The 14261-nt window shown below is 51.4% G+C and carries 11 protein-coding genes; 3 read left to right on the top strand and 8 right to left on the bottom strand.

Features of this window, described 5'->3' with window-relative positions; translation table 11 throughout:
• Positions 1 to 65: 65 nt before the first annotated feature.
• The gene (locus BUB52_RS11930) at positions 66 to 1730 is read left to right on the top strand and encodes a putative transporter (RefSeq protein WP_009120734.1); all 1665 of its coding nucleotides are present in this window, start codon (positions 66 to 68) and stop codon (positions 1728 to 1730) included.
• A 107-nt stretch (positions 1731 to 1837) separates the two neighbouring features.
• Entirely contained in the window at positions 1838 to 3832 is a 1995-nt protein-coding gene (locus BUB52_RS11925; protein ID WP_009120735.1) for a fructose-bisphosphatase class III, read from the top strand.
• Here BUB52_RS11925 and BUB52_RS11920 read toward each other — a convergent pair.
• The 8 genes from BUB52_RS11920 to BUB52_RS11885 form a co-directional block, all read right to left on the bottom strand.
• Positions 3829 to 4998: an LA_2272 family surface repeat-containing protein gene (locus tag BUB52_RS11920; RefSeq protein ID WP_009120736.1), complete on the bottom strand. Its 1170-nt coding sequence runs from the start codon at positions 4996 to 4998 to the stop codon at positions 3829 to 3831. The genes BUB52_RS11925 and BUB52_RS11920 overlap by 4 nt on opposite strands.
• A gap of 6 nt (positions 4999 to 5004) precedes the next feature.
• Entirely contained in the window at positions 5005 to 6558 is a 1554-nt protein-coding gene (locus tag BUB52_RS11915; protein ID WP_009120737.1) for a sulfatase, read from the bottom strand.
• Between the two features lie 135 nt (positions 6559 to 6693).
• On the bottom strand, positions 6694 to 8352 hold the full coding sequence (locus tag BUB52_RS11910) for a long-chain fatty acid--CoA ligase (RefSeq protein WP_009120738.1): 1659 nt from the start codon (positions 8350 to 8352) through the stop codon (positions 6694 to 6696).
• A gap of 95 nt (positions 8353 to 8447) precedes the next feature.
• Positions 8448 to 10829 (bottom strand): TonB-dependent receptor, encoded by a 2382-nt coding sequence (locus BUB52_RS11905; protein ID WP_009120739.1) that lies wholly within the window; start codon positions 10827 to 10829, stop codon positions 8448 to 8450.
• Positions 10830 to 10831: 2 nt separating this feature from the next.
• On the bottom strand, positions 10832 to 11914 hold the full coding sequence (locus tag BUB52_RS11900; protein ID WP_009120740.1) for a GDP-L-fucose synthase family protein: 1083 nt from the start codon (positions 11912 to 11914) through the stop codon (positions 10832 to 10834).
• Positions 11915 to 11953: 39 nt separating this feature from the next.
• Positions 11954 to 13030 carry a GDP-mannose 4,6-dehydratase gene (gene gmd / locus BUB52_RS11895; protein ID WP_009120741.1) on the bottom strand — a complete coding sequence of 359 codons (1077 nt, stop codon included), beginning with the start codon at positions 13028 to 13030 and terminating at the stop codon, positions 11954 to 11956.
• Positions 13031 to 13148: 118 nt separating this feature from the next.
• Entirely contained in the window at positions 13149 to 13418 is a 270-nt protein-coding gene (locus BUB52_RS11890; protein ID WP_009120742.1) for a hypothetical protein, read from the bottom strand.
• Positions 13415 to 13642: a DUF3791 domain-containing protein gene (locus tag BUB52_RS11885; RefSeq protein WP_009120743.1), complete on the bottom strand. Its 228-nt coding sequence runs from the start codon at positions 13640 to 13642 to the stop codon at positions 13415 to 13417. Before BUB52_RS11885 ends, BUB52_RS11890 begins: the two co-directional genes overlap by 4 nt.
• A gap of 253 nt (positions 13643 to 13895) precedes the next feature.
• On the opposite strand from BUB52_RS11885, the gene BUB52_RS11880 reads away from it, so the two are divergent.
• The gene (locus BUB52_RS11880; RefSeq protein ID WP_039950228.1) at positions 13896 to 14213 is read left to right on the top strand and encodes a hypothetical protein; all 318 of its coding nucleotides are present in this window, start codon (positions 13896 to 13898) and stop codon (positions 14211 to 14213) included.
• Positions 14214 to 14261 lie beyond the last annotated feature (48 nt).

The following is a 14261-nucleotide window of genomic DNA, read 5'->3' as shown; positions in this document are numbered from 1 at the left end:
ATCTTTTTAGGCTTCGCGGAACTTCCTATCTTTGCACTTCTAAATGTAGATAAAACCGTAACACTTTGGAATGGCTATATAGTTTGTTTATCGAACACTCCGCTTTGCAGGCGGTGGTGGTGCTCTCACTGATTTCAGCTATCGGATTGGGGTTGGGGAAAGTACATATTTGCGGTATCTCCCTCGGCGTGACTTTTGTTTTCTTTGCCGGTATTCTCGCCGGGCATTTCGGGTTGTCCATCGACCCGCAGATGCTGAACTACGCGGAAAGTTTCGGACTGGTAATATTTGTGTACGCGTTGGGCTTACAGGTGGGGCCCGGTTTCTTCAGCTCTTTCCGCAAGGGCGGGGTGCAACTGAACATGCTGGCTCTGGGAGTGGTGCTGATCGGTACGTTGATGGCCGTATTGGGCAGTTACGGACTGAACATATCGCTGCCGGACATGGTAGGCATCCTCTGCGGCGCCACAACCAACACGCCGGCGCTGGGCGCGGCGCAACAGACCTTGAAGCAGATGGGACTGGAGTCCAGCACTCCGGCTTTGGGCTGTGCGGTAGCCTATCCGCTGGGGGTGGTGGGAGTGATTCTTGCCGTACTGATAATACGCAAGGCATTGGCCCGTAAGGAAGATTTGGAACTGAAAGAGAAAGATGATGCGAACAAAACCTATATCGCGGCGTTTCAGGTACACAATCCGGCCATCTTCGATAAAAGCATCAAGGAAATAGGCGGTCTGAATTATCCGAAGTTCGTCATCTCCCGTTTGTGGCGGGACGGCAACGTAAGTATTCCTACTTCCGAGAAGATAATAAAGGAAGGAGACCGCTTGCTGGTGGTGACTTCGGAGAAGTATGCCCCGGCGTTGACCGTACTGTTCGGCGAGCAGGAACATACCGACTGGAATAAAGAGGATATCGACTGGAATGCCATAGACAGCCAGCTCATCTCGCAGCGTATCGTGGTGACACGTCCCGAGCTGAACGGAAAGAAGCTGGGTTCGCTTCACCTGCGCAATCATTACGGCATCAACATCAGCCGTGTGTACCGCAGCGGCGTACAGTTGCTTGCCACCGCGGAACTGACCTTGCAGTTGGGTGACCGCCTGACGGTAGTAGGTGAGGCCGCCGCCATCCAGAATGTGGAAAAAGTGCTGGGCAACGCCATCAAGAGCCTGAAGGAGCCGAATCTGGTTGCGGTATTTATCGGCATCATCCTGGGACTTGCCTTGGGGGCAATCCCCATTTCCCTGCCAGGCATCAGCGCTCCGGTGAAGCTGGGACTTGCCGGCGGACCGATTATCGTGGGTATTCTCATCGGTACTTTCGGACCGAGAATGCACATGATAACCTATACCACACGCAGCGCCAACCTGATGCTGCGCGCATTGGGGCTGTCGCTATACCTCGCTTGCCTGGGACTGGACGCGGGAGCGCATTTCTTCGATACGGTATTCCGTCCGGAAGGCTTGCTGTGGATTGCGGCCGGATTTACGCTGACTGTCGTCCCGGTACTGATAGTGGGCGTGATTGCCTTTAAGTGGATGAAAGTGGATTTCGGCTCTATGGCAGGCATGCTGTGCGGAAGCATGGCGAACCCGATGGCGCTGAATTACGCCAACGACACCATCCCTGGCGATAACCCGTCGGTGGCTTATGCAACGGTATATCCGATGTGTATGTTTCTGCGGGTAATCATAGCGCAGGTGCTGTTGATGTTCTTGTTAAGTTGAGAATTGAAAATTGAAAAATGAGAAATAATGTGTGTCAGGAGTTAGAGGAGTTATCGCTCCTGATAGTATCGATAACCGAATATAAATCATAAATCTGAAATCATATCATGGGAACTATTACTCCGGAAAGTATAATCAGCGACTTACGCTATTTGCAATTGTTGTCGCGCAGTTTTCCTACCATCGCCGATGCCAGTACGGAAATCATCAATCTGGAAGCCATTCTGAATTTGCCTAAGGGAACAGAGCATTTCCTGACGGATATTCATGGAGAGTACGAGGCTTTTCAGCATGTATTGAAGAACGCTTCGGGCGCGGTAAAACGAAAAGTGAATGAGATTTTCGGCCATACGCTGCGCGAAAGCGAGAAGAAAGAAATCTGTACGCTGATTTATTATCCGGAAGAGAAATTGCAGTTGATAAAGGAACAGGAAACAGACCTGGACGACTGGTATCTCATCACCTTGAACCAACTGGTGAAAGTCTGCCAGAACGTATCTTCCAAATATACGCGCTCGAAGGTGCGCAAGGCGTTGCCGGCAGAGTTCTCCTACATCATTCAGGAGTTGCTGCACGAGTCCAGTGTAGAGCCCAACAAGCACGCGTATATCAACGTCATCATCAGCACGATTATCTCTACCAAGCGTGCGGACGACTTCATCATCGCCATGTGCAACCTTATCCAACGGCTTACAATCGATTCCCTGCACATCGTGGGGGATATCTACGACCGTGGTCCGGGCGCGCATATCATCATGGATACGCTTTGCGACTACCATAACTTCGACATCCAGTGGGGTAACCATGATATTCTGTGGATGGGCGCCGCATCGGGTAACGATGCCTGTATAGCAAACGTTATCCGCATGTCCATGCGCTATGCCAACCTGGCGACGCTGGAAGACGGATACGGCATCAATCTGCTGCCTCTGGCTACCTTTGCGATGGATACCTATGCGGATGACGCCTGCGCTATCTTTGCCCCGAAAATGAACTTCGCCGACGCCAATTACAATGAAAAGACACTGCGCCTGATTACGCAGATGCACAAGGCCATTACGATTATCCAGCTTAAACTGGAAGCGGAGATTATAGACCGCCGTCCGGAATTCGGCATGGCCAACCGGAAGTTGCTGCATAAGATAGACTTTGAACGGGGCGTATTTATATACGAGGGTAAGGAATACGAACTGCGCGACGCCAACTTCCCGACCATCGACCCGGCTGACCCGTATCGCCTGACCGATGAGGAACGGGAACTGGTGGACAAGATTCATGCCTCGTTTATGAACAGCGAGAAGCTGAAGAAGCACATGCGCTGCCTGTTTACTTACGGCGGTATGTACCTGGTGTGCAACAGCAACCTGCTGTATCATGCGTCCGTGCCTTTGAATGAGGACGGAAGCTTCAAGCACGTACGCATCGGCAAGAAAGAGTACTGGGGGCATAAGCTGCTGCAAAAGACCGACCAGCTTATCCGTACCGCCTACTTTGACGAGGATGGTTCCAAAGAGAAGAACTTTGCGCTGGACTATATGTGGTATATGTGGTGCGGGCCGGACGCTCCGTCTTTCGACAAGGATAAGATGGCGACTTTCGAGCGTTACTTCATAGCCGACAAGGCGCTGCATAAAGAGAGCAAGGGATATTACTACACGCTTCGCAACCGTGCCGATATCTGCGATAATATCCTGGCCGAGTTCGGAGTGGAACCGGGGCCTCATTCACATATCATCAACGGACACGTGCCCGTGAAGATTATTAAAGGCGAGCGCCCCATAAAGGCGGACGGCAAACTGCTGGTGATTGACGGCGGTTTCTCCAAGGCCTATCAGCCCGAAACGGGTATCGCGGGCTATACGCTGGTATATCATTCGCACGGCATGCAGTTGGTGCAGCACGACCCGTTCCAAAGCCGTCAGAAAGCGATTGAAGAGGGACAGGACATCAAGTCCACGACATTCGTTATCGAGTTCAACTCACAGCGCATGATGGTGAAAGATACCGATAAGGGCAAGCAGCTCGTAACGCAAATCCAAGATTTGAAGAAACTGCTGGTAGCCTACCGGACGGGATTCATTAAAGAAAAGGAGATTTTCTAAAACAATACCACGCCGCCTTCCACAATAACCCCTTTGTCGAAGGCGGCGTTTTTGTTGTAATGCCTGTCCCAGCCGTAACCGCCTGTCACGAACACTCCTGACTTTGCCGTCAGGCGATATTCGAGATTGATGCGGGTTTGGAGAGAATACAGCCGGGCAGGGAAACCATAGTCTTTGTTCCTGAAGGTTTCTGCGTGTTGATAGCCCAAATCGCCACTGATGAACAGTTGCTTGTAAACAGGCAGTTCCAGTCCGGCACGGTAGAAAAGCGAACCGGAGAATTTGTCGCTGAAATCGAGGAAATGCGTACCGCCGCCAAGAATGGTATAAAACAGCTTGTTCTTGAAGCGGGCCGCGAGATTCAGTTTTGTGGCGTTACCGCCGAAAAGCATCATCTGCACTTTGGTATTCGGATTGGCATTGACCAGTCCCAACTGGAAGCCGTCCAGCTTTTCCTTATAATAGTTCACCAGACCTATCTGAAGTCCTTTAGCGCGAACCGCCACATTGAGGGGAGCAAGCTGCACGCCGGCAGACGTACCGCCTGTGATGTTTCCCAAACCGGAAATCTGGATTCCCCTCATATCGCCGCCTGCCACATTCAACAGGCCGGATGCGGTGACGCCTGCAAAATTACCGCCCGAAATATTGGCAAGTCCCGCAAGTTGTACGCCGGCGGTCTTGTCACCTGTGATATTCAGCAGGCCGCCTGCAATCACTCCGCTGCTGTTATCGCCCGTGATATTGGCCAAGCCGGAAAAGACCGCTCCCTGCGCATGATTCCCGGTGATACCCACAAGCCCGGCAACGGACAGGCCGCTGAGATTATTGCCGTTGATATTGGTGATTCCTGCCATTTGTACGCCCCGCATACTTCCACCCACCATATTGGATATGCCGGAGAACTGCGCTCCGTTCATGTCTCTGCCCACAACGGCTCCCAATGCATTTACTCCCAAGCCGTTCAAACGGTTCATGGCCGAGAAGATACCGAGATTGAAGAAAGTGCTTCCGACCGTGTCTGTGCGTTGTGTGGAGAGATTCTTCCAAAGGGAGAGGTTGACGCCCGCTTTTCCTTTACGGACGGGTTGCCGCTTGCCTGTCTGGGCATAGCCTGTCCCTGCCAACAGCAAGGACAGGCAAATAAGTGAAAATATACGTTTCATGATTCTTTATAATGTTTCATCAGGCCAGGGCGCCGGCTGTCGGGTGGCGCGCAGTATCGGACGCTGTGCGTCCACTGACCGCAGATAGTTGCTTAATTTTCTGGATAGTTTCTTTACAAGTTTCGGGTTCCCGGCTGCTACGTCATGCTGTTCGCCGATGTCGGCCGGGATATTGAACAATTCGCGCTTGCCGCTGTCAAAGTAGTATACCAGCTTCCATGCTCCGGAGCGGATGGAGCAGGTGGCTCCTATACCCGGGCCGGAAGGACCCCAACTGTGCGGGTAGTGCCAGTATATGTCGCGAGCGGGCATTTTGCCTTTGCCGGTAAGCAAGGGCAGGAAACTGATGCCGTCGCGTTCCTGTACCGTATTGTAATGCTTCACACCGGCTATTTCGAGAATGGTGGGGAAGAAGTCCTCTATCATCAGATAATGGTCGCATTTGGTTTCTGCGGCTACCGTGCCGGGCCAGCGTACAATCATCGGTTCGCGCACCCCGCCTTCGTAGGCGGAACCTTTTCCGCTGTTGAGCGGGTAGTTCTGCACATGCAGTTGTCCGGCACGGGTGTGCGCGGCCAACCCGCCGTTATCGGACATGAAAAGCAGGACGGTGTTATCGGTGAGATTATTCTTGTCCAGATAGTCCATCAGGTCGCCGAGGCTTTTGTCCATACCCTCTATCAGTGTGGCATACGCCGCTTCTACCGGGGGAAGGCCTTTGTCCAGATACTTTTGGTAGAAACGCATATCGGGCTGGATAGGAGTGTGTATGGCGTAATGAGCCATGTATAGGAAGAAAGGCTTGTCTGTTTTCCGTGCATCGTCCAAGGCCTTTTCGGCTTCTATGGTGAGCGCTTCCGAGAGGAATATATCTTTTCCATGATACTTTTCCAATCCGGGTACGGCAGCCAGCGGGCTTTTCCCGTCAGGCTTGTTTCCGAAGTTCTGCATGCCGTAGTAGCTGGCGGGAGAGCCTGCCGCATGACCGGCTATGTTCACGTCAAAGCCCATTTTCAGCGGATCGGCTCCGGGCGTGTCGTTGGCTCCGAAGTGGGCTTTACCGCAATGGATGGTGTGGTAACCGTTGTCTTTGAGTACCTGTGCCAGCGAGGTAACTTGCGTGGTGCGTTCCACACCGGGCTCCTGGCAAATGCCGTTAACGTTCCATTCGGGATAAATCATAACGGAGTCCGGTTGCTCGTGGGTGGTATTCTTACGCAGCGTCCAGCTTGTCACCCGGTGTCGCGCGGCGTTCATACCCGTAAAAAGGCTGACGCGCGTAGGCGAGCTGATACTGCACGCGTAGGCTTGTGTAAACATCTTGCCCTGAGTTGCCAGACGCTCCATGTTGGGCGTATGGTACGTGTCGTTGTAGCGGGTGCGCTGTGTCCAGAAAGGCAGAGATGTGTCCTGCCATCCCATATCATCCACTAAAAATAAAATAATGTTCGGGCGTTGCTTCGCGGCGGGCATTGCCTCGCTTGACGGCATCGCCTGGACTGCTCCTGACATTCCGGATAACGGAAGTAACGCGGCGGATAATAATAATTCGTTTTTCATCGGAGAAAGAAAGGGTTAGTGATTAGGGGTTAGGGATTAGTGATTAGGGGGGATTGAATGAATGGCGGTGAACAATCAGCGCAGGCCGCATAACTCGTTAATCACTAATCACTCACCGCTATCCACTATTTCGTCTTATCCTTTTGCTTCCTGATACAAGAAGCGTTTGATGGACTTCTTGGGTGTCTTTTCAAATTCTTCGGGATATATCTTCATCTTGGAAATCTGACTGTAAGCAGGCAATTCCGCGTTCAGCGCCACACGGTTCTCTTCCATGACGCGTTCTATGTCGTCGTTGTTGAGGCCGTGGGCAAAGGCATCGTCAAAGTCGGGATATACCAGTCCTACGAGCTTTTCGTTCTGCTGTACGATGATGCTTTCGGATACGTACGGCAGGTTGTTCAGCTTATCTTCTATTTCTTCGGGGTAGATGTTCTGTCCGCTTGGGCCGAGGAGCATATTCTTGCTGCGTCCTTTGATGGTGACATTGCCTTCGGCATCCATCAGGGCGAGGTCGCCGGTATGCAGCCAGCCCTCTTTGTCCACCACTTCGGCGGTAGCCTCTTCATTCTTGTAGTAGCCCAGCATGACGTTGGGACCGCGGCAGACAATCTCGCCGGGTACATTCTCCGGATCGGGAGAGAGAATCTTCACTTCCATGCGGGGAGCGGCCTTACCGCAGGAACCGGGCTTGAAGCGCGTCCAGTCTTCGTAGCAGATGATAGGGCCGCATTCCGTCATGCCGTAGCCTACGGTGTAGGGGAAATCTATCATGCGCAGGAACTGCTCCACTTCCTGGTTGAAAGCTGCGCCGCCGACGATGACCGCTGCGAAATTGCCCCCGAACGCCTGTATCATCTGCTCGCGTACGGTGGCTTTTATCTTGTCGTTGATGATGGGCACTTTCAGCAGCAGCTTCATGGTAGGGGTTTCCAGCTTGGGCAATACGCTCTTCTTGATAATCTTTTCGATGATGAGCGGTACGGCTACGATGAGGTTCGGTTTCACGTCGGCGAAGGCCTGGAAGATAATCTTCGGGCTCGGCATGCGGGTGAGGTAGTAGATGTGGCAACCCACGGAGAACTCATACAGGAACTCGAATGCCAGTCCGTACATGTGCGCCATGGGCAGCATGCATACCAGTTTGTCGCCGGCTTTCAGCGGCAGTACCTCGAAGGCGAACTTGGTGTTGGACCACAGGCTGCGGTAGGGCAGCATTACGCCTTTCGAGTAGCTGGTCGTACCGGAAGTATAGTTGATGACGGCCAGCTCTTCGGGTTGGTCTTTGTGGTAATCGATGTGTTCCTTGCGGAAGTTCTTGGGGAATTTCTTGCCGAACATCTCGTTGAGGTGCTCGCGGGCGTAAGTAACCCGTTCGTTGCGCGATACCAGCAGGGTGAAGTCGGTCATCATGAAGATGCCTTCCAGCAACGGCATAGCGCTTTCGTTGAGGTTTTCCCATACTTGGTCGCCTACGAAAAGGAGCTTGGCTTCGGAGTGGTTTACGATGTTGTGTACATTGTCGGCCTTGAACTCGTGAAGAATGGGCACAATGACTGCGCCATACGTCAGCGTGGCGAGGAAAGTCACTCCCCAGTGCGAACTGTTACGGCCGCAGACAGCGATTTTATCGCCTTTCTTGATGCCGCTCGCTTCAAAAATGATATGCAGCTTTTCTATTTTGCGGGCTACATCCTTGTATTGCAGGGTTGCCCCTTTATAGTCGGTCAGGGCGTCCAGGTCCCAGTTTTCCTTTATACTGTTCTCTATATAGGCGATAAAACTTTGTTCCATTATTATATTGCACATTTAGTTGAAAATTGTGCAAATATAAGGGTTTATATAGAGAATGCAAACTTTTAGGGGAAAATAGTACTCCGGCGGATTTCCTAAAACTCTACGGTAACGCCCAGGGTAGGCAGCAGGGTTCCGCTTTCCTGTTTGAGGTATTTCATCTTGTAACGTTGTTCGGACGCGGGGGCGGCGGGGTTTTCAATGACGCCTGTGCTCATGATGACATCCGGCTGCTTCAGTTTGCTGCCGGTCACGTTTTGCAAGTCCAGATAGAGCCCCACCATGCAACGGCGGAAGTAGAAAGACTTGTCCACACGCACATCCAGTTGGGCGAAGTCGGGAAGCCGCCCAGTATTGTAGAGCGAGTAGTCGTAATAAGGCTGTCCTTTGGCATCCCAGGCCTGGACGAGCGATGATTTGTCCTCATCGTAGGGAGTGTAGGGCGCACCGCCTATGTAGCTCACCTTGCCGCCTATGCTCCAGCGCTTAGGCAGGTTGTACGTGCCGCTCATGTTGAGGATGAAACGGTTGTCCCATGCGGACGGAATGTAATCGTCTCCCGAATGGTTGCGGTATTCGCTTTTGTAGAGGGTGAAGGAAGATACCAGGTTGAAGCGGCCGGATACCTGCCACCTGAACATGGTTTCCAAGCCGTATGCCCTGCCGTCAGCGGTAGAAGCCAGCGGTTCATTGCCTACCACGCCGTAGTCGTTGCCTTTGCAGGCCAGCGGGATGTTATCTTGCAGGGAGAGGGGAATACGGTTGTAACGCTTAAAAAAGCCTTCGGCGGAAATCATGATACGGTCGTGCAGATGCCAGTCTGCGCCGATGCTGCTTTCCATTACCCGCATATATTTCAATGCTTTGTTGAGGTAGCTCCCATCGTTGTTTTTGTAGCCCAGCGCCGTATAGGGCGGCAACTGGTGGTAAAGCCCGGCGCTTCCGTTCAGAATCCATTGCTCCGACAGCTTGTACGAGGCGGAGAGGCGGGGAGATAACTGCTTCCACAATTGTTTCATGCCGCGGTTGTAGTTGTTGCCGTCCACGCGGATGCCGGCGGAGAGGGTGAAACGGTTGTCGCGGGTGGAATAGTCGGACGAGAAGAAAGCTCCCCAGCCGATGATATTGAGCGAGGTTTTGTAGAGGGAGAACGGACTGTCGGTATTATTCGTATAGCCGGAGTTGGTAAGTTCCGCACCCTCTTTCAAAGTCCATTGTCCGAGACGGGTCCGGTTTTCGAACAGGGCGGTGGTTTTCTGTTCTACCGAACGGAGACGCAGGGTGAGGTTGTCCTCGGAAGAGTCATCATTATTCCGGTATTTCAGGTTGCGGTTGTTCAGATAATTGTGGCTGAGGGTGACGGACTGCGTGTGCTTTCCGGCGTAATGCCTGTACACGGCTCCTACGGTGAAAGTCTCCTGATGGATGGTAGGCAGGTAGCTGAGCAGGTATTCGGCGTCTTCTCCTTTTTCGTCCGTATTCAGCTTCATTTTGTCGATGCCTGTCAGGGCGAGTACGGTCAGCTCGTCATGTTCCGTCAGCCTGGTTTTTATTTTGAATTGCCCGTCTATGAAGTTGGGCAGAAAAGGCAACCCCAATGCTTTGAATAACAGTTGCAGGTACGACTGGCGTACGGAGAAAAGGTAGGTGGTGCGGTCATTGAAATGTCCGCTGCCGCTCAGGGACACTTCGGATGCTCCGAGGGTTGCCTTAAAAGTCTGCTTGTCCGGGTTGCCGTCACGAAGCCGGAAGTCGAGCACGGAACTCAATGCTCCGGAACGGTTGGCGGGGAATGCGCCTGTATAGAATGTAATCTCCCGTACGAGGTCGGCGTTGACGATGCTTACCGGGCCGCCCGACGCGCCTTGCGTGGCGAAATGATTGATGTTAGGTATCTCGATGCCGTCCATGTAGAAACGGTTTTCGGAAGGTGAGCCACCCCGTACGATAAGGTCGTTTCGGTAGCCGACAGGAGAGAATGACACGCCCGGATAGGCACGTACTATGCGGGAAATATCCCGGTTGGCTCCGGGGCTTTTCTCGATTTCCTGCAAGCCGATGACACGCATGCTTACAGGGCTTTCTATGCTTCTCCGGAAAGGAGAGGGCGTAACCACGACCGCCGTCAGCAGATTGGCGTCTTCTTCCATCTCTATTTCGATGAACGGAGTAGAGGCGGAGACTATATATTCCGGGCTGGATGCGGTGACGTATCCTATGCACGTAGCCTCGAAACGGTATATTCCCGGCGGTACCTGCTCGATGCGGAATACGCCGAGCGAGTCGGTGGAAGCCCCTTTGCCCGGAAGGCCCGTTACCGTTACGTTGGCGTAGGCAACGGGCTTTCGGGAGTTCTTGTCAATGACTTTTCCCCGGACAGGGTAGGTTGTGGCAGCGGCTGTCGCCACTGCCGGGACGATGCAAAAGAGGAGCATCAGCCATACGATGCCGCCGATGTGCCGGAGTTTTACCGTCATGCTTATTTATCGTTGCTTAAATACCAGCGGTACATCCGCTCTACACCTTCCTCGATGTCTATCTTATGCTGCCAGCCCAACGCGTGCAGTTTGCCGGGGTCGGTGAGTTTGCGCATGGTGCCGTCGGGTTTGCTGCTGTCGAAAGTGAGCTTTCCGCGATACCCCACGGTGTCCGCAATCAGTTCGGCAAGGCGGCGGATGGTGATTTCCTTGCCCGTACCGATGTTGATGTGGCAGTTGCGGATATCCTTCTCTCCGGCTTTGCAGGTATCTTTAAAGTCCACGTGCTCCATGACGAATACGCTGGCGTCCGCCATTTCCTCACTCCAGAGGAATTCACGCAGCGGCGTTCCCGTACCCCATAACTTGACTTCCCCTTCGCCGATGCCGTATTTGGCAAGTATGTTCAGTATCTCTTCGTTGCTGTTGCCGCCGTCGATACCTTCTACGGGGCGCAGGTTCATGTCGCGGCGTACGGCATCCCAGTCGCCTTGTTGCAGGCAGTGGGCCAGGTGTACCTTGCGAATCATGGCGGGCAGTACGTGGCTGCGTTCCAGGTCGAAATTGTCGTTGGGTCCGTAGAGGTTGGTGGGCATGACGGCGATGTAGTTAGTACCGTATTGCAGGTTAAAGCTTTCGCACATCTTCAGCCCGGCAATCTTGGCGATGGCATACGGCTCGTTGGTGTATTCCAGCGGTGAGGTGAGCAGGACGTCTTCTTTCATCGGCTGCTCGGCGTCACGCGGGTAGATACAGGTGCTGCCCAGGAAAAGCAGTTTCTTCACGTTGTGGCGGAAGCTCTCGCCAATGACGTTTTGCTGTATCTGGAGATTCTTGTAGATGAAGTCGGCGCGGTAGATGCTGTTTGCCATGATACCGCCTACGAAAGCGGCGGCGAGGAATACGTATTCCGGTTGCTCCTCATCGAAAAAACGGCGTACGGCGACTCCGTCCAACAGGTCGAGTTCTTTATGGGTTCTGCCTACGAGGTTGGTGTAGCCTTTCTCCTGCAAATTTTTCCAGATGGCGGAACCTACCAGTCCGCGATGCCCTGCGATGTATATTTTTGCGTTCTTGTCTAACATTGTAATGAATGGGATGGTTTCTGAAAATTAATTATTTGGTTAAATCTCTTTGCTTCTCAAATGCAGTTTCCGTACGAACTTCATGTCATGCTCCGCCATGATGCGTACCAACTCTTCAAAGCTCGTCTGCTGCGGGTTCCAGCCCAGTAACGTTTTGGCTTTGGTGGGGTCGCCCAGCAGTTGTTCCACTTCGGACGGACGGAAGTATTTGGGATCTACTTCCACCAGTACTTTGCCGGTTTTGCAGTCGATACCTTTCTCGTCTGCGCCTGTGCCTTCCCAACGAAGCTGTATGCCTGCTTCTGCAAAGGCCAGCGTGGCAAATTCGCGTACGGTGTGCATCTCTCCGGTGGCAATCACGAAGTCTTCCGGTGTGTCGTGTTGCAGGATGAGCCACATGCATTCCACGTAGTCGCGGGCATATCCCCAGTCACGGCGTGCGTCGAGGTTTCCCAGATACAGTTTGTCTTGAAAGCCTTGGGCTATGCGTGCGGCGGCCAGTGTGATTTTGCGGGTTACGAATGTTTCGCCGCGGCGTTCGCTTTCGTGGTTGAAGAGGATACCGTTGACGGCGAACATGCCGTAGCTTTCACGGTAGTTCTTCGTAATCCAGAAGCCGTATTGCTTGGCTACGCCGTACGGGCTGCGCGGGTAGAACGGGGTAGTCTCTTTCTGGGGCACTTCCTGTACCTTGCCGAACAACTCTGATGTAGAGGCCTGGTATATCTTCGTTTTCTTTTCCAGTCCGAGGATACGTACCGCTTCCAGCATGCGTAGCGTGCCTATGGCGTCTGTCTCGGCGGTGTATTCGGGCACGTCGAAAGATACTTTTACGTGGCTCTGTGCGGCGAGGTTGTATATCTCATCCGGTTGCACCTGCTGGATGATGCGTATCAGCGAGCTGCTGTCCGTCATATCTCCATAGTGCAGGTTGACGGTACGTTTCTGCTTCATGTCACGTACCCATTCGTCAAAGTACAAATGCTCGATGCGTCCGGTGTTGAAGGAAGATGAACGGCGCATGATGCCGTGCACTTCATACCCTTTCTGCAATAGGAATTCTGCAAGGAACGAGCCGTCCTGTCCGGTAATTCCGGAAATTAGAGCTTTTTTCATTTATCTTTAATTTTGTATGACCGTTGTTTTGAACGAACAAAATTCGCTATTTTTTGCGAGATGGCAAAATATAGCTGGGAAAATGCAATAAACTCCGGCATAAATTGTATGTCGGAGTTTACGGTAAATTAATTTTATGATGTTTGCGGTTTGTTTTCTCCATATACTCTTCATAAAGAGCTACCGGGCCGTAGTGCCATAATTTTGTTTCCTCTTGTTCCAGTTCTTTATATGTATCGGATTTATAGAATGCCCGAAGGGCGTCTAATAATGTTCCGCCTTTTTCGGCGGCATAGATTTTGGCGAACAGACTTACTTTGGCGGGTAAAAGTAAATGTAGGTTTTGATTGGTTATTTCTCTATCTATACTGCCGTGATATAGTTTCATTTTTGTTCTTCCTGTTTCCTTTGTTGTATGAAGTCGTCAATTTCTTCTAACAGCCATTGTCTGCTTTGAGTATGTAATACATCAAAGTTTGCAGATAAATATTCTGTAACTCCGTATCGGTCGAATATACTCATGACTTCTCCACCGGTGGCAGAGATATGCACCTTGTATTGTTCAATGCAAAATGAAACAAAATACGCAATATCAAGTTCTTTATCCTTCATATCTTTTATTTGTTCTGTGGTACTTCAACGTGTTACCTTTGAAGTGCCACAGAACAAAGATAGTATAAAAGTTAGAATCTATGAAGTAAAGGAGAGTTTATTTGCTGCGTACAAGAATGGCCGGATCGATGCATTCAATTAAATATTCGATGATAAGAGGTATGAAAATATAAATCTATATAAAATCTGTATTATATATACTCTATATATAATGTATATTTTATATATTTGCGAATATACTAAGTATTATATTATGGCAACAGCAGTATTAGAGAAAAAAAGAAAGAATATCGATTTGCCGGCCGATGTATTGCAAAAGTTATCGGTTCTGGCTGCATCGCAGGGAAAAAGTTTAAAGGCGTTTATAGAGCATCTTTTGGTTGCTAAGGCTAATTCCATATCCGTAGAAGTCTCGGAAAACCCAAGTCCTACAAGTGATCCTTTTTTTGAAGATCCCGATAATAGGGCAGAGATTGAAAAGCGGGTAAAGGCGCATAAAGCCGGAGAAGCGAAAGGCGCTGTTACTTTACGGTCGACGGAAGAGATTGAAAAATTCATGAACAATCTCTGAAATGGCATATATAATTAAGTTTGAGGAAAAAGCCGTTAAAGACTTAGC

This window comes from Bacteroides clarus YIT 12056, assembly GCF_900129655.1.
Lineage (GTDB): Bacteria > Bacteroidota > Bacteroidia > Bacteroidales > Bacteroidaceae > Bacteroides > Bacteroides clarus.
The sequence above is the reverse complement of the archived record's forward strand: the minus strand, read 5'-3'. Positions and strand labels throughout refer to the sequence as shown.

What these genes read in the sequence shown, in the direction of transcription:
- BUB52_RS11900 (WP_009120740.1), bottom strand. Translation starts at nt 11,914, where the DNA reads ATGTTAGACAAGAACGCAAAAATATACATCGCAGGGCATCGCGGACTG.
- BUB52_RS11905 (WP_009120739.1), bottom strand. Translation starts at nt 10,829, where the DNA reads ATGACGGTAAAACTCCGGCACATCGGCGGCATCGTATGGCTGATGCTC.
- gmd (WP_009120741.1), bottom strand. Translation starts at nt 13,030, where the DNA reads ATGAAAAAAGCTCTAATTTCCGGAATTACCGGACAGGACGGCTCGTTC.
- BUB52_RS11885 (WP_009120743.1), bottom strand. Translation starts at nt 13,642, where the DNA reads ATGAAGGATAAAGAACTTGATATTGCGTATTTTGTTTCATTTTGCATT.
- BUB52_RS11880 (WP_039950228.1), top strand. Translation starts at nt 13,896, where the DNA reads ATGGCAACAGCAGTATTAGAGAAAAAAAGAAAGAATATCGATTTGCCG.
- BUB52_RS11925 (WP_009120735.1), top strand. Translation starts at nt 1,838, where the DNA reads ATGGGAACTATTACTCCGGAAAGTATAATCAGCGACTTACGCTATTTG.
- BUB52_RS11910 (WP_009120738.1), bottom strand. Translation starts at nt 8,352, where the DNA reads ATGGAACAAAGTTTTATCGCCTATATAGAGAACAGTATAAAGGAAAAC.
- BUB52_RS11920 (WP_009120736.1), bottom strand. Translation starts at nt 4,998, where the DNA reads ATGAAACGTATATTTTCACTTATTTGCCTGTCCTTGCTGTTGGCAGGG.
- BUB52_RS11915 (WP_009120737.1), bottom strand. Translation starts at nt 6,558, where the DNA reads ATGAAAAACGAATTATTATTATCCGCCGCGTTACTTCCGTTATCCGGA.
- BUB52_RS11890 (WP_009120742.1), bottom strand. Translation starts at nt 13,418, where the DNA reads ATGAAACTATATCACGGCAGTATAGATAGAGAAATAACCAATCAAAAC.